Source organism: Flaviflexus huanghaiensis, assembly GCF_014118685.1.
GTDB classification, from domain to species: domain Bacteria; phylum Actinomycetota; class Actinomycetes; order Actinomycetales; family Actinomycetaceae; genus Flaviflexus; species Flaviflexus huanghaiensis.
The window spans coordinates 1-20,470 of record NZ_JACFAK010000007.1 but is presented as its reverse complement, the minus strand read 5'-3'; the positions used below and the strand labels follow the sequence as shown (position 1 = coordinate 20,470).

Here is a 20,470-nt window from a genome sequence, read left to right as displayed (position 1 = left end):
CGTTCGAGGAATCGTTACGTTAACCAGCGCGTCTGGGAATACCTGCACATACCTCTGGGCCTCCTCTGCACGATGACGAACGTTAACGATCACGATTCCTCCCCGGCTGGGGCGGGGGAGGGGGACATAGCGGAGTCCGCCGAGCGTGATTTCATGCGCTCGACGACCAACGTCGTTGAATAGTCCGGCACGTAGTCGAGGATCTTCACCTGCCCGCCATAACGTTTAACGACGTCAGTTTCTTTCAGCATCTCCGGCGTGTAGTCTCCGCCCTTGACGTAGATATCGGGCTGCAGTCGCTCGATGAGAGGGATCGGGGTATCGGTGGAGAAGTAGGTGACGTAGTCGACGCACGATAGCGCAGCCACGACGCCCGCTCGATCAACGAGCGTGTTGATCGGCCGTTCTGGCCCCTTGAGGCGCCGCACCGAATCATCATCGTTAAGAGCGACGACGAGAACATCGCCCAGTTGCTTCGCCTTGTTGAGCGAATAGGTGTGGCCCCGATGAAGTACATCGAAACAACCGTTCGTCATGACGATCCGCCGGCCTGCCCGCCTGTCAGCACCGACCTTTGCGAGCAACTCATCCTGCGACAGCGGAGCATCGAACGCTCCGAGATGAGCGACAAGGTCCTCCACGCGGCACAGGGCCGTGCCGGGCCGGTGCACAACGACATCGGCCGCGGCCTGAGCGAAGTCGAGCGCGGTCGTCAACGGTAGCCCAGCGGCACGGGCGACCGTCAGCCCGGCGACGAACGTGTCGCCCGCGCCGGACGCCTGTCGTTCGGTCGCTGGCCGTGCCCAGGACCTATGGACGATTCCGGACTCGTCGAGCAGGACTGCGCCATCCCGATCGAGAGTGACGATGGGGGTGGCAGTGCCCAGGGCTCGCGTCAGCTCAGCTGCGCTCGCTGCGACCGTCGCCACGCGGTCAGGCCCGTCGCCGAGACGTCGCCCGAGCGTTTTCTCTGTCTCGACCGCGTTGGGGGTCGAGATGTCGGGACGGATCCGCGCCCATCGTTCCGGTTCGTGAGAGTCGACGATCGTGAGCGGCCGATCGACCGCGGCAAGACTGTCCGGAAGAGCGCTACTCAACGGCGAATCGTAATCGCAGATAACGACAGCATCGCTACCCTCGAGGCTCGCAAGAGCCTGCTCGACGAACGCCGTGACAGCCTCTTCGCCGTGGTCGCGTGCGGCCCTGTCGAGCCGGCAGATAATTTGATCCCCCGCGACGATCCGAGTCTTGCTTGTCGTTTGAACGTCGGCGCGGACGAGAAGAAGGCGTGTATCGACGCCCTCCGCTTCGAGCAGACGAGTGAGGGTTTCGCCCTCCCGGTCCTTCCCTACCACGCTGACGATCCGGACACGGGCACCGAGCGAGGCAAGGTTCATCGCGGTGTTCGCGGCCCCTCCCGGCATGAGGGTGCGGCGGGATTGGTCGATGACGGGGGCGGGAGCCTCCCGCGCGAGCCGCCTGCTACTGCCGTACACCCAGACATCGAGGATGGCGTCTCCGATGACGGTGATGGTGGGAGCCTGATCGGCGATGATGAGTGGCAGGTCGGGCGAAAGACTCTGCCGTCCTGAAAGGGAGCGTGCGGTCTGCTTTTCTGATGCAGTCATGATCGCCCTGCCTCAATATGAACGACGCTCGTGCGCGTCATCTCGTCCAACAGCTCCGGGCCGTACCCGAAGCCCTGTCCGCTCTCTGCGTGCGGCTGGGCAGATCCTCCGGGTGCTCCGCCGAAAACTCCGTTAATTTTCAGGGTCCCAACGTGGAGTCGGGCCGCTGACTGCAGGGCGTGTTCGATGCGGGTCGTGAGAACCGTTGCCGCCAGCCCGTAGCGGCCAGCAGCACCGAGAGCGAGACCCTCCTCAAAAGAATCGACCACCGTGATCGCGGCGACCGGGCCGAATGTCTCCTCCGCCATGACGGCCATATCCTCCTCGCACTGGACGAGGACCGTTGCAGGATAGTGGGCGCCGGGGCCGGTAGGGATCTCTGCGCCCGTGAGCGCCCTCGCGCCCGCGCTGATCGCGGCAGCAACATGCCCGTGAACGTGGTCCCGATGTGACACATCAACGAGCGGTTGCCCCGGGGAGCTGTTGAGTCGCGTCGCCTCTGTGACGAGTGCGTCAATGAAGGGCTCGGCGACGTCGTGATGAACGTAGATCCGCTCCACCGATGTGCAAATCTGGCCTGCATTCGCGAAGCACCCCAGCGCTGCCTGGCCCGCTGCCCACTGTGGGTCGACGTCCCGGTCGACGATAAGCGGGTCGTTCCCACCATTCTCCCGAATGACGTGCGCACCGGTTCGAGCCGCCTCTAACGTAATCGCCTTGCCCGTCGCTGTTGACCCGACGTGCGCGATGACATCGATGGCGCTTCTCGTCAACTCGACGCCGACCTGCGGGCCGCCGGTGAGGGTGATGTGGACGTCTGCTGGAAGGACCGCTGATAGCACCTCGCCCAGGTAAATACCGAGATGAGGGTTTCGTTCGCTCGGCTTATGAATGACGGTGTTACCGGTGACGAGTGCCGCCCCGATGAGCCCCATCGCTACCGCGACCGGATCGTTCCACGGGGTGAGGGCGACAGCGACACCCCGAGGCCGGGTCATGGTGTAGTCGGCGGCGTAGAGCTCGCCGCGCAGGCTGTGGCCCCGATGGAGGGGGCCGAGTTCTGCGTATTGCCGCAGCGTCGAAATGCCGGCGTCAACGCCACCGCGGGAATCCTCGAGAGTCTTTCCCGTCTCGCGGTGATTGAGGTCAGCAAGGCGCTCTTTCTCGCGCTCGAGTGCATCCGCCATGGCATGGAGATATCGGCCCCGCTCCTGCGCTGACGTCTGCGCCCATGACTCTTGCGCATGACGAGCCGCAGCGACGGCGGCGGCAACCTCCGCAGGTCCGGCACTCCGCACCGTGCCCACGTCCTCCCCGTTTGATGGACAGACTATTGTAAGACTCTGGTCACCGAAAGTTGTTGACATTCGTGCTCCTTCGGGGGTGTACGGAATGGAGTAGTTCATGGTGTTTGTCGGTCAGGCCGGTGAAAAATTCTCCGGCGTTGAGCACATCGTCGTTCTTCGCGCGGCGGGAATCGGCGATCTCATGTTCGCTATGCCGGCGATCGAGGCACTCGCGGCCGCCTACCCGGATGCTTCGCTCACCCTTATCGGTAGCCCGGCGGGTAGCGCCCTTCTTGAGGGGCGACCAGGGCCGGTTGATGAGGTCATCATCCCGCCGTTCGCCGAGGGTATCCGTCCAGGCCCCGAGGATCGGAGCGAGCTTGAGCTCTTCTTTGAGCGCATGAGGCAGAGGCGTGTCGACCTTGCGGTCCAGCTGCATGGCGGGGGACGGTTCTCCAACCCATTCCTCCTCAGGCTGGGAGCCCGTCATACGGTCGGGACCCGCACCGACGATGCGGTGCCGCTGGAGCGCACCCTGCCCTACGTCTATTACCAGAGCGAGATGATGAGGAGTCTCGAAGTAGTTGGGCTTGCTGGCGCCCCAGCCGTCACACTCGAGGCTCGTCTCACCGTGACCGAGCCCGAGCGTGCGGCCGCAGAAAAGTTTCGGGATCCAGGCCGGGCCAGGCTCCTGACAATCCACCCCGGCGCGACCGACCCCCGTCGTCGCTACGACAGCTTCGGAGAAGTAGCGGCTCGAGCTGTGTCCGACGGTTGGCAGGTTCTTGTCGTCGGCGACGAATCCGATCGTGAGGCTGCGGATGAGATCGTCGCCGCCGCAGACAACACGAGCCCCGGCTCCGCCACGTCGCTGGCCGGCACATTGTCGCTGCCGGAACTGCTGGGTGTCCTCTCGATCAGCAATGTCATGGCAGGCACGGACAGCGGGCCTCGCCACCTGGCCATGGCGGTGGGCACGCCGACCGTTGGGCTGTTCTGGGTCGGCAACGTCATAACGGCAGGACCCCTTGGTCGCGGTCAGCACCGCATCCACATGTCGTGGGTGACACGTTGCCCGGTGTGCGGCGTTGATGTGACTCAGGTGGGGTGGACGGCAGATCGATGCGAGCATGATCCCTCCTATCTCGCACATATTGACCCCGCTACTGTGTACGCGGATGTTATGAATGTGGCGGTCTAAGTAGCGGCGATGAGCCGCAATGATCGAGGGGACACTTTAAGGCCAGGAGTCTTCGTCCTCGTGGGCAATGAGGATTTCCCGGACTTCGACCCCCGGAGGTTGAGTGAGGGCAAAGATGATGGCGTCGGCAACCCTGGCCGGGTCATTGAGCCGCGAATCGTCTTTTGGCATGAAGCGTTCAGTGCGACCATCGAAGAAGCGGGTCTTCATCCCTCCCGGGATAACGTTTGTGACCCCAACACTTCCTGCGGTCTCGGCGGCAAGGGCCTGACTGAACCCGCGAACACCGAACTTCGACGCGCAGTAGGCGGTGGCGCCGCCAGCTCCTTTGAGGGCGAGCGTCGATGAGACCGTTATGACGCGACCACCGGACCGCTTGAGGTGTGGCAGGGCCGCACGCACCGCATAGACAGTCCCAAGAAGATTGACGCTAAGTACCTCATCCCACTGGGCTGGGGAGACCTCGTCGAGGTCCCCCGGCCGGTCGATGCCAGCGGCGGTGATGATTCCGTCAATGCCGCGATGGGCGGCGACCTCGGAGATGACACGGTCAACCTCGTCGGCATTCCGAACATCGACCTCGTAGCACGTGTAGTCGAGGGCAGCGACCGTGTTGCGGTCGAGAACAATCGGGGTTCCCCCAGCAGCGGCGACGGCGTCGGCACATGCGAGGCCGAGGCCCGAGCCGCCACCGGTGATGAGGATGGTTCGTGAGTCAAGTTTCATCAGTGTTTCCCTTCGACGGGCGGACGCGGTGGATGCTAGTCAGAGCTGAGTGCGACGGACGCGGAGGTCCTCACCGGCGCCCCGCATCCACACCTGGCGGGCGCGGGCTTCGTCCACTCGTGCAGCGAGGCTCAACCTCAACTCGTCGTCTCGTAGCGCACGGTCCCTCCTGCGTGCGCGTTCAATCCGATCGAACTCGACGAAATCATCGATCGGGTCGGACCACGTGGCCGCGGCGCCATTGTCGGCACACAGCTTGAGGAAGACTTGCTCCGTGTCGCGAGCGACCTGCGGCCACGCGTAGCGCTCACGGGCACGCTCGATGCCGTGCTTGCCGAGTTCCTCGGCAAGGTCTGGGTTGTCGAGCAGAAGCGCGGCCGCGGTCGCGACCGCTTCCGGTGAATGCGGGGGTACGTGAAGGCCGGTCAGCCCGTCAACGACCGTGTCGGCAAGGCCGCCGACCTTCGCTGCGACAACCGGCACCCCGCATGCCATTGCCTCGAGGGGAACGATCCCAAACGGCTCGTACCAGGGAGTGCACGCGACGAGAGAGGCGCTACGGAAGACGGAGGGCATGTCGGCACGCGGAACGTGGCCTCGTAAGACAACACGGTCGGAGACACCCAGCTCACTCGCCACGTCCATGAGCCTCATGGCCTCCGTGTCGCTACTGAGATCGCCCGACGAACCGCCGCCAATGATATGGAGCTCAACGTCGTCGTAACCGCGGCGGGCAAGATGCGCCAGTGCGCTGATGCCGATGTCCATACCCTTACGGGCGACGAGCCGACCGACGGAGACGATGCGCCGAGTACCGTACGTCTCCTCAGGTGCAACGTCGGGGCGGAACAGTCGCAGGTCAACTCCGCACGGAACGACGGAGGTCTTGGCCGTATCGATCCCCATCGCTTCCAGCTCTCTCACTTCATCGTTGCAGGTGGCGATGATGTGGGTTGAGTCGAATCCGACCTGCGGCTCGAGGTGAACGCGGTCGGGTGGGCTCGTGTCGAGCACGCCCTGATGGCGGCGCTTCACCGTGCCGAGTGCATGGAAGGTGTGGACGAGCGGGACGCTGTCAAGACCGGCCGCTTTGAGAGCCTCTCGGCCTGCGAGACCTGACATCCAGAAATGGGTATGAACGACGTCTGGAATCGTGTCGGGATGCTGGCCCCAGTAGGACGCCATGCCACGCCCCAGCGCGGGCATGAAGGGCAGCATGTCATCCTTCGAGATGACCTTGGGTGGTCCCGCCTCGACGTGGACAACCTTCACCCGATCGGCGAAGTCGACTGTTTCCGGAAGCTCGGTGCTGTCGCGCCGGGTGAACACTGTGACGTCGTGGCCTCGTTCCCCGAGGGACTGAGCGAGGGCGGCAACGTGGACATTCTGTCCCCCGGCGTCAACACCGCCAAGCGTCGCCAGAGGGCTTGCATGCTCCGATACCATTGAGATTTTCATGATCGTCCGCCTTTCATAGCTGCCGCCGGCGTAGCCGGCATATCGAGTTGCGGTGATGTGAGGACTCCTGTGAGCACCCGGTCCCAGTCAGTCAGGAAGCGGTCAAGGCCGTATCGGTCGAGCGCGGCCGCTCGAGCCGCCTCACCCATGCGTCGCGCCTCGACAGGATCTGCGATGAGCCTGTGTGCGGCGTCGTAGAGTTCCATGAGGCTCGTCGAGATAATTCCCGCCTCGGGCGGCACTGCTCGTACAGCTTCGGTTGCCGCGAGCGCGACGATTGGCATCCCGAGATGCATGGCCTCAAGGAGGGAAAGACCGAGCGAGGTCCACCGCACGGGGTGAATGTAGGCCCGCCGCCTCGCCATTTCGCGATGGAGGGCGTCCCTGCCGAGGTCGCCGACTGACGTGATGCGAGCGCTACTCAGTCCGAGAGCATCGGCAACGCCGTCCCCCAACATTCCGAACACGTCGACAGGCGCAGCAACCGTGAAACCTGGGAGAAGGTCTGTGCCGGTCACTCGCCATCGTCGGACCGGTTCGTTCGTTACAAACGCGAGGCGTTCGAGTTCCCCCGTGTAGAGGTAGCCGGGGTCTCGGATGCCGTGTTCGACGACAGTCGTTGGAGCATCGCCGTTGTCCCACATGAGTTCGTTGAAGTGGGTGACATGGACGATGGGGATGTCGGCTTGTCCAGCCAGAGGATGAACGGTGTTCGGCACATCTCCCTTAGGCGTGTTGTGCTCGACAAACACGGCAGGTACATCATGGCCGAGCCGACGGCCGAGATACCGGGTTGCCTCCTCGAGTTCTTCGGGACGCTGGAGGACGACAACATCAACCCCTTCGTTTCGTAATCGGTCCGGATGAACGTCGCGAACCGAGTCGGGCCACTCGCGGCCCGCTCGGCCGAGGCCCCAGGGGCCTCCCTCCGGTAGCGCCGGAAGAAGATACTCGTGCGAGCCATGGACGAATGCGTCGGTCCACGAGCCGTGGACGTGCCAGAGAAGGATTCTCATACGATGCCCTTTCGAGTCAGCGGTTCGATGCCCGGATGCGAGGTGAGCGACGGGTTTGGTGAAGTGGCCTCTGCGGACGGTGGCACACCACCTGTTTCAATGAGCCGCATCGCGGCTTCCAGGACTTCCCGAGGGCTGACAGAGGCGAGGCAGGGATGGCCCGGCACCGGGCACTCGCGGGCACGGCTGCCCCGGCACGCGGCCGTCTGATCGCCAAGCAGTTCGATGGGGACTCCGTAGGGTGCCCACCTGATCGGCGGAATGACAGGAGAGTACAGGCTGACGACAGGCGTGCCGACTGCGGCGGCCAGGTGGGCGGGCCCCGTGTTTCCGGAGATGACGACGGAGGCATTGGCGAGTACGTCCGCGGTTTCTCGTAGGTCAAGCGCACCTCCGAGGTCGATGCCGGTCGTACCAGCGACGGTGGCGGTCAATTGCTTCTCGCCGCGACCTCCGGTCACGACGACGGTGAAACCCTCCGATGAGAGGAGATCAACCGCGGCGGCGCTGTGGCCGGGCGGCCACATGCGGGCGGGTACCGCGGCGCCAGGATGGAGCACGATGTACGGGTGATCCGGACCAAACTCCTTTCCCGTCCCCTTCTGGGTCGCGTCGTGGCCGGGAGTGCCGAAGAACGCACCCGTCGGATCAACGATTTTCATTCGTCCGTCGTCGCTCTCCGGAAGCGAATACCCGGCCGCCTTCGCGATCGTGAGAGCGCGGACGACCTCGGGTTGGTCCTCCGGGAAGTCTTCGCCAGGTTTGAGACGTACATCGAGTAGCGAGCCAGCGAAGTCGACGGAGGCGGCGGTGATCCGGTGGACCCCGGCAAGCCGGAGCACGAGAGCAAGCGGCAGTGGCGACTGGTGGAACGACGTGAAGATGATCGCCTCGTCGAAGTTGGCGGATTCAACGAAGGAGAGCAGAGAGTTGATCCCGTCCTGTGTAACGGCGGGTGAGGGCACGATTGTCCACGGACTTTTCCATACATGAATGTGTGAGACCCCGGGTAAGAGATCTGCAGCGGGCTTGCCCTGCGGGCCGCAGAGAAGCGTGACGTCGGCGTCAGTAGCGACGGCGCGGATGGCGGGACCGGTGACGAGGATGTCACCGAGGCTGTCGAGCCGGGCCGCGAGCACTTTTGTCATCGTGCACCGCCCACACGAATAGCTCCCAGTGCGACATCGACAGCCTCTCCAATCGACTGGCACACGGTTTCGGCAGCATCGATCTCCTCCTGGCGGGTGACCCTGGTTGGAACGAGGATGCCCCGGGCGCCAGCGGCCTGTGCTGCCTCCATGTCCGCCCCGATGTCGCCGATGAAGACAATGCGGCACGGGTCGATGTCGAGGGATTCTGCAGCGGACAGGAGCATGCCCGGCATGGGCTTCCTGCAGGGGCAACCATGGGTTTCGGAGTGGGGGCACATCCGCCAAAGAGTGAAGGGTCCAAGGATATCGTCAACCCGGGCGTTGACGGCAGCGACCTGTTCTGACGTGATGCGGCCGAGCGCGATGCCGGACTGGTTGGTGATGACGCCGACCGGAATTCCCAGGGCACGCACGCGATCTACGGCTGCCCGTGCGCCAGGAACAGGAACAACCCGATCGGGATCACCGTTGTACGGCACGTCGACAATGAGGGTATCGTCACGATCGAATAGGACGGCCTGCGGGAGGAACCCATGAGCGCCCCGATCATTCTCACCCTCCGGGCTCTCAAGCTCGGCGATCTCCTCGTCGCGGTTCCGGCTCTTCGCGGGTTGCGGCGTAGCAGGCCCCACCACAGGTTCATCCTCGCCAGCCCTATCGGGTTGAAGCCGGTTGTTGACCTCATTGAGCCGACGATTGAAATCCTCCCAACTGACGGCCTCCACGCGTCCCTCGCGATCGGTGAGGACATTGACATCGCCGTCAACCTCCACGGAAAGGGGCCCCAGAGTCATGCCCTGCTTGATGAGCTTGATTCCACAGTGAAGATCGGTTTCGCGGCCGACGGGTGGGACGGCCCGGAGTGGGTCGATGACGTGCACGAGCGTGAGCGGTGGGTTCACCTGCTGAGGTCGTTCGGCATGGAGGCTGACGCTATGGATCTCCGGCTGCCGCGCCCCGATCGCGACGTCACGCGCTTTGGGGCGGAACCCGGAGTCGCCGTTGTTCACGTTGGTGCGGCTCACGGTAGCCGTCTGTGGCCCGTCGACCGTTTCGCCCGCGTTGCGGAATACCTTGCCACGGCCGGCAGGCGAGTGGTGCTCACTGGTAGCCAAGCTGAACGGCCGCGTGCTCTCACCGTGAGAAACCTCGTAGAAGAAGCTTTCAGGGGCAGGGTTGATGTCGTCGCGGGTCAGACGGACCTGCTCGACCTTGCCGCGATCATTGCCGATGCTGGCGTTGTCGTCTCGGCGGATACCGGCGTCGCACACCTCGCCTCCGCCTATGGGACACCGTCTGTCGTTCTCTTCGGCCCTTCGACTCCCGAGCGGTGGGGGCCGCCGCCTGGACCCCACCGGGTTTTGACCGTCGCACACCTGCGTCGAGGTGACCTGTTTGCCGACGATCCTGACCCCGCGCTTCTCGCGGTCGACACGTGCGACGTCACTCGTGCGTTGCACAGCCTCATGTAGTCTCATCGCCGCCTCTCTTACTCGTGGTCAGCGGAGTCGGTGACGCCGCGCTGAACCGTGCCCAACAGGTGTGTCGTGGCTCATATTCGCCCCCGACCTGCAGGTTTGCAACCGGAGGGACTCCCGAGGTTGATGTCGGACTCGACAGCGGCTGATGTATATGTCACACTTCTCGCCACTTTCTCTCAGCAGCATCGTTCGAAAGCCTCCCAGGAGCTTCCGAGCCCTGGGAGGCGATGAGCGGAGCCGCCTATGCTTGAAGTCGAGAGGAGATAGCTGATGAACGAACACCTGACAGTTCTGCCCGATGGTGGGTGGGAGAGAGTGCTGTGTATCGTCGCCCACCCCGATGACATGGAATACGGCGCATCGGCCGCCGTGTCTGCATGGACGGCCCGAGGCATCGAGGTCATCTACGTCCTGCTGACCGCTGGTGAAGCTGGCATGGCTGAGCCGCCGGAAATCGTGGCGCCACTGCGCCGAGCTGAACAGGAGGCGGCCTGCGCCGCCGTCGACGTCAGCGAGCTTCATATCCTCGGGCATCCCGACGGCATGCTCGTCGCCGATCTCGAGCTCCGGCGTGACATCGCGAAGCTCGTACGAGAGCTTCGACCTGATGCTGTCCTCACCGCCAACTTTGACTTCGAGGCGTACGGGGGCCTCAACCAAGCCGACCATCGCGCCGCCGGCATCGCCGTCATCGACGGTGTGCGCGATGCGAGTAACCCGTGGGTTTTCCGTGAGCTCGGCAGGGATGGTCTGCGAGCGTGGAAGACGAAGGCGATCCTCGTCGCTGGACATCCGGAACCGAACTACGCAGTCCCGGTGAGCCAGGTCGACGTTGATCGTGCCGTCCAGTCCCTTGAATGCCACAAGGCGTACCTCGAGCACATCGGCGACCATCCCGAGCCGTCTGTTTTCATTTCCGAGATCCTTGCCGAAGGTGGCCGCACTTCCGGCACCGACCATGCCGTTGTTTTCAAGGTCTACGACCTCGGGGGATTGGGCGACTGAGCCAGTCCGCACCGCTGGCTGTCGACACTGCGTTCATCACTGAGCGACGAAGCAGCGGCGCGGGTGACGGGAAAACTTATCGATGAGTGCGCTCGGGCGCGCGGACAGGGAGCTGATGTGGAGTTCACGACGGCACATACGGTTGAAGAGTTGAAGAAGAACGTTGACGAGGTCAAGCGAAGGATCGCGGCCGCCGCTGCTCGAGCCGGTCGAGACCCGAAGGAGATCCGCCTCCTGCCCGTATCGAAGACCGTCTCGGAGGACCGGATTCGGGGCGCCATTGCTGCCGGATGTACACGATTGGGCGAGAACAAGGTCCAGGAGGCGAAACGCAAGCACGCCGCCCTGATCGACACGGGGGTTGAGTGGTCAATTATTGGCCACCTTCAAAGGAACAAGGCGAAAGACGTTGCCGCTTTCGCACGCGAGTTCCATGCCCTTGACTCCCTCCGCGTCGCTGAGGCTCTCGACAGGCGACTTCAGTCCGCTGGTCGCAGTCTCGAGGTCTACGTCCAGGTCAACACCTCAGGTGAGGAGTCGAAGTACGGCATTGAACCGGACGAGCTACCAGGCCTCCTCACTGCTTTGCGGCCCTTCGATGCCCTCAATGTTCGCGGTCTTATGACCCTCGCGATCTTCACGACCGATGAGGAGGCAGTGCGCCGCTGCTTCCAGCTTCTGCGGCGGCTGCGAGATGATGCGCGAGACCGAGACCCCGACCTCATCGGACTCGGAGAGCTCTCGATGGGAATGTCGGGTGACTTCGAGATCGCCATTGAAGAGGGCGCTGACGTGGTTCGTGTGGGGCAATCGATCTTCGGAGCTCGCCCCACCCCCGACAGCGATTACTGGCCCACCCCGCAGGCCAGCGGCCACTCGTGAGGGCGTACCCTTCCACGGGACATGACCAAGCGAGGGGAGTGCGACAGGACGTTACGCGGCACCCCCTTGCAGTGAACAGTCGTGCGCAGAACACCTGCATTGTCGTCACCGCCATTCCGCGTCAAACGCACCCGAACACCCGAGGTGGCGAACGGCACCGTCCTCGAGACATTCCGTGCTCGCTGCCCCACGCGGCGAGAAGATGTGAAACTGTCATGCTCGCACGTCGGGCTGGCCGATAGTACTGTGAGAGGGGACACGTCGAAAGCGTGTCGTGATTGCGCGAGCCATCGCACACCCTGACAACAACGAGGTAGTCATGTCACAAGCAAAAAAGATCATGAATGATCCCGAGAATCTCGTCGATGAGACTCTCGATGGGTTGGTCGCCATCTCCAACGGACTACTCACCCGCGAACCAGGTTCTCGAGTGGTTCGCTCGACGAAGATCGAACAAGGCAAAGTCGGCCTCCTGGTCGGCGGCGGCTCGGGCCACGAGCCGATGTATGGAGCGTTCGTTGGCCCAGGCCTCGCGAACGCCTCAGTTTCGGGTGACATCTTCGCTGCCCCCGCACCACAGCACGTCCAAGAGGCCATCGAAGCGGCAGACGCCGGAGCCGGCGTCCTCATCGTGTACGGCAACTATGCCGGCGATGTCATGAACTTCGACATGGGCGCTGAGATGGCGGAGGACGACAGCGACGTCGAGTCGAAGACGGTCCTCGTCCGCGACGATGTCGCGACTGATGACTACGACGGACGTCGCGGCATAGGCGGTGCCTTCTATGTCGTTAAGGCTGCCGGAGCCGCCTGCGCGAAGGGGCTCTCCCTCGAGGAGGCCGCAGAGGTCACCGAACGCGTCCAATACAACACGCGCACGATCGGCGTTGCCGTCCGCGCCGGCATCCTGCCCGACACCGGCAAACGCACCTTCGAGCTTGGCGACGACGAGATGGAGATCGGCCTCGGCATGCACGGCGAGGTCGGTGTCGAACGGTCGAAGATGATGACCGCCGATGCGGTGGCGAAGAAGATGGTCGACATGGTCGCCGATGACCTGCCGTTCGAATCAGGTGACAGGGTCGCCGTCTACATCAACAACCTCGGTGCGACAACACAGATGGAGCTCCTCATCGTCTACCGCAAGGTCGCCGAACTGTTGAAGGACCGCGGACTTAAGGTTGAGCGCACCGATATCGGCGCCCACTTCACCTCGCAGGACATGGCTGGTTTCTCGCTCACACTCCTCAAGCTGACCGACGAGATCATCGAACTCATCGACGCACCCTGCGAGTCCGTTCCGTTCACACAGGGCTGAAGCATGGCAGACGAAGTCAACGCTGAACAGCTCCGCCAGATCCTGTCGGACGCATGCCAGGCGATCGTCGACGCTCGTGAAGAGCTTGGCGCCGCCGACCGCGCCACGGGCGATGGTGACCACGGCACCGGTATGGCCCGCGGGTTCGGTGCCGCACTCGCCGCTCTCAAAGACGCTGACCTGCCGACCGTCGGTGACGCCTTCAAAACGGTGGGCATGGCAGTTCTCAACACAAGCGGCGGAGCCTCCGGTGCGGTGTTCGGGACGATGTTCCGCGCACCCGCTAAGGGCCTCTCGAGCCAGGTGTTGGACGATGCTGGCTTTGCTGAAGCACTCGAGGTCTCGGCCGAGAAGGTCCGTGCCCGCGGCAAAGCAGAACCGGGTCAGAAGACCATGCTTGACGCCTTGATCCCAGCCGCCGAGGCCGCACGCGCGGCGGTCGGGCAGGGCCTGCCGGTAGCTGCCCGCGCAGCAGCCGACGCCGCAGAACGCGGCTCTGAGGCGACGAAGGACATGGTCGCCAAGGTTGGCAAAGCGAAGTCACTGGGAGAGCGGAGCCTCGGCCACCGCGATCCTGGCTCGATCTCGGTCACGATCCTCCTCAACGCGATTGCGGACGGGATCGAGACCGCATAATCCTGCCGCGCGCATCACGAAGGGATGAGTGTCGCGGCAGATCAGTAGGGGCAGGTCAAATGACCTGCCCCTACCCCCTGGGCGAGGTATGTGATTCCACCTCGCCCAATTGCTTGTTATTCCGATTCCGCCTTCTCATCTTCCAGGATGCGCCTCGTCTTCTGGATGGAGGAGACGATGTGGCCGGTAGCGGCGGTCTCGAGGTCATCGACCATGTTTCTGAGGAGCCCGGGGATCATGGCTGAGTTCTGGCCGTAGAAGTGCACCTCGTAGACAACCTCGTCGAGCATGTCAGCGACTGACTGTGGCTGGTGGACGACGCGAACCTCGCCGTCGCTGTTTGCCATGTACGGGCTCGGTTCAACGACGGTGACGAGGTATCGGAAGATCCGGTGGAGTTCTTGGACAGCTTGAACCGCAGTTGCAGGATCGTTGACGCCGGGGGAGAGCGCCCGATCAGCAATGTCGACGAGCTGTCGCAGCCCGAAAGCGATGTCCTGATGCCGTTCTCTCTCAGTGCGCAACTCGAAGGCGGCGTGAATCTGCCGCAGGTCGGACTCACTCGGCTCGTCCTCCCACCAGATGCTGAGGAGAGGCTGACCGGCAACGAGATAGTCTCCGACGGTCCGGTCGATCGTCATGACTGCATCGTGGCGATCCGCCCATGCCATGAGCTTGCGGTAGTTGATCCACACGAGTGAGCCATGGCCCTCTACTGTGACATGCGTTCTCGGGTCGCCCGGGCGTGGCGACCATCCCGGTCCCTGAATCGGCCCCGCGTCCTCCACCGAAACCGGATAGAGACGCTTGGCAAGTCGCATGGTTTCCTCACCGATCTCTGATATCGCCCGCGACACCTGCATCGATGACGTAATGAGGTGGATGAAAGCGAGGAAGAGACCGACACATCCGAGGACGAGCAGGAATGAGAGCGTAACGGAAGCACGCGGCACGAAGGCAACGATGTCCTCGTCCTCACTCAAGACGGATCGAAGGACCGTCAGCGAGTAAATGAACGTGCCGAGGAAGATGCCGAGAGTTGCCTGGACAACCCTGCTGGCGAGAAATCCGGAGAGCATGCGGGGACTGAACTGGCTGCTGACAAGCTGGAGCACGACGAGCGTGATCGAGAACGTCAAGCCTGTTACCGAGATCGTCGAGGAAGCGATCGTGCCCAGGACTTCCCGAGCCGCATCGGGTCCGCCCTCGAAGACGAACGGAAATGGTTCCCCGAGCGCCCGCTCCCACCGGGGTAGCAAAGAGCCGGCAACGATCGCGGCGAGAACGCTTGCCGCAGGGATCGCCCAGAAGCGCGACCACAGCAAACCCCAGCGGGTCCTTCTCGGAATATCGGGAATGGATCCCCGGATTCGGCGCGTTTCCTCGTTCACGTCACTCATGAACTGATTCTGTCACCCGATGCGAGCGGGATGTCGAGAAACAACGCCACTGCCTCGGGCGTCAGCGTTGCACAGTGGCGACGCGTCAGCGGCGAGGTTCGATGAGCACCTTGAGGTGCTCGCCGCCCCTGGCGGCCTCAAAAGCCTGATCGGCCTCCTCGAGGGGAAACGTGGCGGTGATAAGTGGAGCGAAAAGTTCTGGCTGGGCAGCGAGCAGGTCGAGTGCCTCCGCGTTGTCCGCATTCGTGTTCGCCGTTGAGCCGGTGACGACGAGCTCGCCGTAATGTATGAGATTCGCGTCGAGCGGGATCTCACCCTTCCCGGAGGGCAAGCCAGCAAAGAAGTTGATCCGGGCGCCCTTCGCGGCCGAATGTAGAGTATCAGTGAACACCTGCCCGACAGGTGTCGCCACTATGATCGCGTCCGCACCGGCGCCACCCGTGAGGTCCTTGACCTGCTCAGGCAGGGCGCGCTCGCGCGGATTGATCGTGTGATCAGCACCCAGCTGTTCGGCAATGGACCTGCGATGAGGTGATGTCTGGCTGACGATGACTTTCCCGACTCCGCGATGCTTGGCGACAAGGAGAGCGATGAGGCCGATGGGACCCGCCCCGCAGATGAGAAGCGTGTCATCTGGCGTGATGGTGAGGGGACGCAGACCGCGCACGACTGCGGCGATCGGTTCTGTCAGGGAAGCGATCGCCAGATCAAGACCCTCTGGCACAACCATAACATTGCCGTTCGTCACGGCGGGGGCGGGGATGAGGAGCTGGGTCGCGAACCCGCCATCAAACGTCAGGCCGACGGACTCGTAGTTCTCACAGAGGTTGCCCAATCCGCGGCGACACGGCCGACACGTCCCGCAGGCAATATTGGGAGCAACGGCGACAGGCGTGCCCGGAGCGAAGCGTTCATTGCCGCTTCGGTTTTCTGCAACGACGCCAACTGTTTCATGGCCAGGGATTCGCATCGTACCAGGGGGATAGAAACGATGCTCGCCGCGTGCGATCTTCAGGTCTGTCCCACAGATTCCAGCGGCGGCAACATCGATGAGGAGCTCGCCCTCCTGTGGCCGGGGATCGTCGCGTTCGACGACTCGCATGATTCCATCGCTCTGGTGTTCGTATGCAAGCATGTCCCGAGCCTACCTGCCGGACCACACCGAAAAGCGAATGGCCGTCGGACACTCCACATCACCTTCTCCTAGCTCGTTGTCTGAATGACGTCGGCCGCCCGCTCGATTCCAGTCCGCTCCTCCTTGTCGAGTCTGGAGCGGACTGGGCAGAGTAGCGATCGCTTCAAAGGCGCGAAAGCTGGGACGCGACGCTCATCATCTGTCTCAGACCTGTCTATTCGCAGGCGATCCCGTCGCGGTCGCCGTCCATCGCAATGCGATAGCCCGGCTCGCCTTCATAGAGCGGCGCCACTCCGGCGGCTCGCGCCTCCGTACAATTTGCGTAGTACACATCTTCAGGAGCGGCGGGTGCGGGCGCGGGTTGCGGTTCACCTTGCTCCGGTGATGCTGGCACGGCCTGAACCGGAACGTGGGCGTCCGACTCTGGGATCGTCTGGTCGGGACAGTCTGCGAGGATGCGGAGAATGGCATCCTTCTCAGCTGACGTGACCCAGAGCCCGTACTTCGCTTTCACCCCGACCTGGCGTGCGACGTAGTCGCATCGGAACGGCTTGTTGCTCGGTAGCCATGTCGCGGCATCGCCAGCGCCCTTCTGGGAGTTGCTGCGGCCGTCGACTGCGAGGAGGTTGAGAGGATCGTTGGCGAACAGCTCTCGGTCGCCAGCAGACATGTGCTGGGCGCCCTTTTGCCAGGCGTCAGACAGGGCCACGACATGATCGATTGGAATCTCCGAGGAAGTGTCCTGGCCGCGTTGGAAACTTATTGTCTCGCCCGTGTAGGGACTAACGAGGGTTCCGGTGAGAACGACGCAATCTCGCGTGCCGGGCTTGTACGTCTTGTTCGTGAGGTCTCGATCAAGAATGTCGTTGCGAGTATCGCACCCGTTCCGATCAGTATCGGCCCAACGCTGCCCGAACTGGTCACGATCGTAACCCGTATTCGGTGCGCGGCCCTTGACCTCAAGAGTGAGGACGACTTCGGCCGCCAACTCGCCCTCGGTGTCCCCAGTAGCCGTGTTCGGTCCGGGATCCTGGGAAACGCGAGCTGATTCGGTCTCGGCGGGGGAGGGTTCTTCCGTGGCTTCGACGGTTGGTGGTTCCGGATCCTCGGTCGGTTCCGTTTCGACGACTGCCGCCGTCGTCTCCTCAATCGCGTCCGGCGTCTCAGCTTCGTCATCAAAGAACAGGGGCCCGGCGCCAATGACGAGAAGAGCTCCCAGGATCCACATCAACTTCTTCACGTCATGTCCCCAGTTCCAAAAGAGCGCGACTTTTCACCACCTTCAACTTACTGGGAAGAGCGGACGGAACATGGCCGGTCCGCACACAATCGGCGCGGGTGGTTTTCGTCAGGTGAGGGGCGTGCGAGTCTTCAGCGACCACATCCGCAGGCCGAGCTGGATGTCGAGAGAGCGCGGAGTCTCCTGCCAGTCGGGGCCGATGAGTTCCGCGATTCGAAGCAGTCTCTGGCGGACAGTGTTCTCATGGACAACGAGATTCTGCGCGGTCGCTTTGATGTTCTCGCGTTTCTCCGTGTAGACCCACGCCGTGCGCGTGAGCTCCGTGCCGTGCCGAGCATCGTAGGCGATGAGATCCTCGATCTCGGTCAGCGGAGAGTATGCGTGAGGGTCGTCCCGTTGGGCGGCGAGAATGACTCCGAGTGAGCCGAGGTTGTCAGCTCTGTAGATGCGGTGGGAAAGCCCAAGTGCCTGGAGGGCGGCCATGGCGGTGAGCGCCAAGCCATGTGCGGGGGCGAAATCCGCATCGGCGGCGACATCGCCGCCGATGGCACACTGTATCTGCCGTTTCCTTGTGTGCGCGTGCTTGACGAGACTCTGCAGGACCCGCTCTGCCGATCCTCTCGGAAGGAGAAGGCAGACATGGTCGTGATGTTCGACAGCCAGGAGCTGGTGACCGCTGATTCCGTTTTCCTTCGTACTCAAAGCGAAGGCTTCTCGCAGTGTTCTGTCGAGATGGGTGCTCGCCGCATTCCCTGTTCGAACGACCGCCACTGAGGCCGGGCCGTTCAGCAGGAGAGACTCAAGCCTGCGGGTTCCCGAAGAGGTCAGGCGCCTGTTTTGAAGGAGATCATCGATGAGGGCCTGATCACGCTGTCGCTCTTCGCCTCGTTGAGTGCGTTCGAAGAGAGTGAGGATGCTGAGGAAGACAGCTGTCCGTGTCACTCGGGGTAGGAGCTGATCTGGCACCGCTTCGAAGACAACAACGGAGCCCACGTGCTCGGAGTTCGATGTGGCGGCGGCAGCGGTCAAGCCATTGCGGATGACGGGGCGGCCGGACGTGTAGGCCAGTCGACTGATCTCCGCGGCAAACGACGGCAGGTCGGGGCTTGAGTGCACCCGGCCTCGTGCGACGAGTGATCCGTCGGAATCGAGAATCGCGAGATCCGTCCCCAGCGCTTTCGCGGCTGTGTGCGCAAAATGATCGAGCCCCTTTCTTTGGGCGAGACTTTCGCTGAGGAGAGCGTCGAGATCGACGACAGTCTGAAGGGCTTGCAGGCGCTCAGCACTGTCATCAAAGCTCACCCTGAGGCCCGCCAGCGCCGCCCTGACCTCCCGGAATCTGCGGGACTGGTCGAGGGCGACAGCAGTGTGGTGGGCGATCGTTGTTACCGTGTCGACAATTGTCGGGGAGAAGACACCGGGATGGCGGTTGGCGATGAGGAGCGCGCCATGGAGGGCGCCATGAACCATGATCGGGACGCCGAGGATCGAGCGGACTCCCTCCTTCCGGACCGTCTCATCGATATCGTCGAGGTGGATGATGTCCTGGTCGACGAGGTAATCGGCCGTCTGCACAGTTCCGTGACCGACTGCGGCCTTTCCGAGCACTCCGCTGCCGAGTGGCATGCGAATGTGGCGGTACTCGTCCGTCCGTACCCCCGTGGAGTACTGGATAAACGTCTCTTTGGCGTCGTTGAACGAAATGTAGGCGAGATCGGACCGAGTCAGCTCCCGCGTGAGTGACGTGATCCGGTCAAGGACCATGTCGATGTCATGATTAGCCGCCATGAGTGAGGCGATCTCGGTCACTGCTTCGAGCACTCGATTGCGATGTTCAAGCCACGCGATCCGAGTGGAGAAGTCTCTACTGTCCATACCGAAAGAGTGTAGTTTCCCCCATGGAGTGTGTGCCAGTTCACGGTTATTGTCGGGGCTATGGTTCGCTATCTGCGACCTTGGACCCGAGAGGATCACCATGAAGCTACATTTCTTATCGACAGGAATCATGGAGTGCGACCACACGTGGCTCCTGCTCCAGGCTGGCAATACGATCAAGGACCGCCATCACAAGCACGAACCTGCAGCCTGGGGAGAGTGCCCGACCCATGCCATTCTCATCGAAACCGAGGAGGGCAAGATTCTGTGGGACACCGGTGTGCCGCGTGACTGGGAGTCGCGCTGGGCTCCGACAGGGTTTCATGACTTCTTCCCAGTGCAAGAGGAGCCGTCTGGCCCGGGCTTCCTTGACTCTGCGCTGGCTGACCTCGAGCTCACTCCGGACGACATCGACATTCTTGTCCTGTCACACCTCCACTTCGATCACGCGGCGAACGCCAAGATGTTTGACAACGGCAAGACCCGAATTCTTGTCCAGGCGGATGAGATCGAGGGTGTTAAGACAATCGATGGTCCGTTCAAGGGCGCCCACCTTGTCTCCGATTTTGATGGGCTCAACATGGAGGCCGTCCACGGCGACGAAGAGATCGTTCCTGGGGTCTCCGTCATCTTCACCCCGGGCCACACCTGGGGCACGATGAGCCTGCGCGTCGACCTGCCGAATGACGGAACCAAAATCTTCACCTCGGACGCCGTCTACATGGGCGCGTCCTGGGGCCCGCCTCCGATCGGTGCCGGCATCGTCTGGGATTCCGTGGGCTGGCTTGAATCCGTCGAGAAGCTCCGCCGCATCGCAGAGGAGACGGGCGCCGAGGTCATCTTCGGCCATGACGCCGAACAGCGGAAATCGATGAAGATCGCGCCGAACGGCCACTACAGCTAGATGTGATGTCCAGGCAGGTTGTTCAGTCTGCTGATGGGCGTGGCCCTGATTGCGGAGTGGTGCCTGTGGTGATTATAGAAGTGCAGCCATCCGGGAAGCGCGTCCCGCCGCTCGGTCTCTGAGGTGTA

Annotated in this window: 18 protein-coding genes and 1 pseudogene; 7 read left to right on the top strand and 12 right to left on the bottom strand. The window is 62.9% G+C overall.

Annotated elements, in window-relative coordinates:
* Positions 1-89: 89 nt before the first annotated feature.
* Both rfaE2 and H7E91_RS06410 read right to left on the bottom strand, forming a co-directional pair.
* A complete protein-coding gene (gene rfaE2, locus H7E91_RS06415) occupies positions 90-1,628 on the bottom strand; it encodes a D-glycero-beta-D-manno-heptose 1-phosphate adenylyltransferase (RefSeq protein ID WP_182354276.1) in 1,539 nt (512 codons plus the stop codon).
* Positions 1,625-2,995, bottom strand: coding sequence for an aldehyde dehydrogenase family protein (locus tag H7E91_RS06410; protein WP_182354275.1), 1,371 nt, complete (start codon positions 2,993-2,995; stop codon positions 1,625-1,627). Before H7E91_RS06410 ends, rfaE2 begins: the two co-directional genes overlap by 4 nt.
* A gap of 37 nt (positions 2,996-3,032) precedes the next feature.
* Between H7E91_RS06410 and H7E91_RS06405 the strand changes: the two genes are divergently transcribed.
* Positions 3,033-4,115 carry a glycosyltransferase family 9 protein gene (locus H7E91_RS06405; protein WP_182354274.1) on the top strand — a complete coding sequence of 361 codons (1,083 nt, stop codon included), beginning with the start codon at positions 3,033-3,035 and terminating at the stop codon, positions 4,113-4,115.
* Positions 4,116-4,151: 36 nt separating this feature from the next.
* Here the strand turns inward: H7E91_RS06405 and H7E91_RS06400 are convergent, their stop codons facing one another.
* The 5 genes from H7E91_RS06400 to H7E91_RS11535 are packed head-to-tail and all read right to left on the bottom strand — an operon-like array spanning position 4,152 to position 9,098.
* Positions 4,152-4,841 (bottom strand): SDR family oxidoreductase, encoded by a 690-nt coding sequence (locus H7E91_RS06400; protein WP_182354273.1) that lies wholly within the window; start codon positions 4,839-4,841, stop codon positions 4,152-4,154.
* A gap of 39 nt (positions 4,842-4,880) precedes the next feature.
* Positions 4,881-6,299, bottom strand: a complete 1,419-nt coding sequence (locus H7E91_RS06395) for a glycosyltransferase (protein WP_182354272.1) — start codon at positions 6,297-6,299, stop codon at positions 4,881-4,883.
* Positions 6,296-7,315 carry a glycosyltransferase gene (locus tag H7E91_RS06390; RefSeq protein WP_182354271.1) on the bottom strand — a complete coding sequence of 340 codons (1,020 nt, stop codon included), beginning with the start codon at positions 7,313-7,315 and terminating at the stop codon, positions 6,296-6,298. Before H7E91_RS06390 ends, H7E91_RS06395 begins: the two co-directional genes overlap by 4 nt.
* Positions 7,312-8,463: a glycosyltransferase family 9 protein gene (locus H7E91_RS06385; protein WP_182354270.1), complete on the bottom strand. Its 1,152-nt coding sequence runs from the start codon at positions 8,461-8,463 to the stop codon at positions 7,312-7,314. The genes H7E91_RS06390 and H7E91_RS06385 overlap by 4 nt, the downstream gene beginning before the upstream one ends.
* Entirely contained in the window at positions 8,460-9,098 is a 639-nt protein-coding gene (locus H7E91_RS11535; protein ID WP_338401758.1) for a D-glycero-alpha-D-manno-heptose-1,7-bisphosphate 7-phosphatase, read from the bottom strand. Before H7E91_RS11535 ends, H7E91_RS06385 begins: the two co-directional genes overlap by 4 nt.
* Between H7E91_RS11535 and H7E91_RS06375 the strand changes: the two genes are divergently transcribed.
* The 5 genes from H7E91_RS06375 (at position 9,000) to dhaL (ending at position 13,788) form a co-directional block, all read left to right on the top strand.
* On the top strand, positions 9,000-9,938 hold the full coding sequence (locus tag H7E91_RS06375) for a glycosyltransferase family 9 protein (protein ID WP_206680371.1): 939 nt from the start codon (positions 9,000-9,002) through the stop codon (positions 9,936-9,938). The two genes, H7E91_RS11535 and H7E91_RS06375, sit on opposite strands and share 99 nt — an antisense overlap.
* Before the next feature lie 279 nt (positions 9,939-10,217).
* Positions 10,218-10,952, top strand: coding sequence for a PIG-L deacetylase family protein (locus H7E91_RS06370; protein ID WP_182354267.1), 735 nt, complete (start codon positions 10,218-10,220; stop codon positions 10,950-10,952).
* 117 nt (positions 10,953-11,069) lie between these two features.
* Positions 11,070-11,834, top strand: a complete 765-nt coding sequence (locus H7E91_RS06365) for a YggS family pyridoxal phosphate-dependent enzyme (protein WP_182354266.1) — start codon at positions 11,070-11,072, stop codon at positions 11,832-11,834.
* Between the two features lie 319 nt (positions 11,835-12,153).
* Positions 12,154-13,152: a dihydroxyacetone kinase subunit DhaK gene (locus tag H7E91_RS06360; RefSeq protein ID WP_182354265.1), complete on the top strand. Its 999-nt coding sequence runs from the start codon at positions 12,154-12,156 to the stop codon at positions 13,150-13,152.
* A 3-nt stretch (positions 13,153-13,155) separates the two neighbouring features.
* Positions 13,156-13,788, top strand: a complete 633-nt coding sequence (dhaL, locus tag H7E91_RS06355) for a dihydroxyacetone kinase subunit DhaL (RefSeq protein ID WP_182354264.1) — start codon at positions 13,156-13,158, stop codon at positions 13,786-13,788.
* A 116-nt stretch (positions 13,789-13,904) separates the two neighbouring features.
* Here dhaL and H7E91_RS06350 read toward each other — a convergent pair whose 3' ends face one another.
* From H7E91_RS06350 to H7E91_RS06335, 4 genes are all read right to left on the bottom strand, one after another.
* The gene (locus H7E91_RS06350; RefSeq protein ID WP_182354263.1) at positions 13,905-15,188 is read right to left on the bottom strand and encodes a DUF2254 domain-containing protein; all 1,284 of its coding nucleotides are present in this window, start codon (positions 15,186-15,188) and stop codon (positions 13,905-13,907) included.
* Between the two features lie 85 nt (positions 15,189-15,273).
* Positions 15,274-16,323, bottom strand: a complete 1,050-nt coding sequence (locus H7E91_RS06345) for a zinc-binding dehydrogenase (RefSeq protein ID WP_182354262.1) — start codon at positions 16,321-16,323, stop codon at positions 15,274-15,276.
* Positions 16,324-16,537: 214 nt separating this feature from the next.
* Complete coding sequence (locus H7E91_RS06340) at positions 16,538-17,563, bottom strand: GmrSD restriction endonuclease domain-containing protein (RefSeq protein ID WP_422111033.1); 1,026 nt, start codon at positions 17,561-17,563, stop codon at positions 16,538-16,540.
* Positions 17,564-17,671: 108 nt separating this feature from the next.
* Entirely contained in the window at positions 17,672-19,438 is a 1,767-nt protein-coding gene (locus H7E91_RS06335; RefSeq protein WP_182354261.1) for a helix-turn-helix domain-containing protein, read from the bottom strand.
* A 100-nt stretch (positions 19,439-19,538) separates the two neighbouring features.
* Here H7E91_RS06335 and H7E91_RS06330 point away from each other — a divergent pair, with 100 nt between their 5' ends.
* Positions 19,539-20,342, top strand: coding sequence for an N-acyl homoserine lactonase family protein (locus H7E91_RS06330; RefSeq protein WP_182354260.1), 804 nt, complete (start codon positions 19,539-19,541; stop codon positions 20,340-20,342).
* Here H7E91_RS06330 and H7E91_RS06325 read toward each other — a convergent pair.
* A pseudogene (locus H7E91_RS06325) lies at positions 20,339-20,470 on the bottom strand (IS481 family transposase); the annotation flags it as partial. The gene H7E91_RS06330 and the pseudogene H7E91_RS06325 overlap by 4 nt on opposite strands.